Here is a 287-nt window from a genome sequence, read left to right as displayed (position 1 = left end):
ACGCGTCCGGTGACGTGGTGCAGGGGCGGCGCTACTACGACCGCTACTCCTGGTTCGCCCCCGTCGCCACCGGCGAGCTGAAGCTGGACAACCTGTTCGGCGGCATCTCCGACGGCAACACCGACGGCGCTGCCGCCGCAGACGGGGAGCCGGCCGCCGAGGCGCGGACGGCCACGCTGCGGCAGGGCCTGCTCGGCCGGGCCGCGGCCTGGAACGCCAGGAACGCCCGCGCCCTGGTCGCCGCCTCCGGCCGCGCGCCGCTGACCGGCCCCGGTTTGGACGGCCGC

At 77.4% G+C, this 287-nt stretch carries 1 protein-coding gene; it reads left to right on the top strand.

Going from position 1 to position 287, the window contains the following annotated elements:
- Nucleotides 1-287, top strand: a 287-nt coding sequence (locus tag IO39_RS56445; RefSeq protein WP_211267398.1) for a hypothetical protein, incomplete at both ends; no start/stop codon positions are given.

The sequence above is a fragment of the Nonomuraea candida genome (assembly GCF_000725485.1).
Taxonomy (GTDB): Bacteria; Actinomycetota; Actinomycetes; order Streptosporangiales; family Streptosporangiaceae; genus Nonomuraea; species Nonomuraea candida.
Note: the sequence above shows the minus strand (reverse complement) of the source record. Positions and strands in the feature narration are given on the sequence as shown.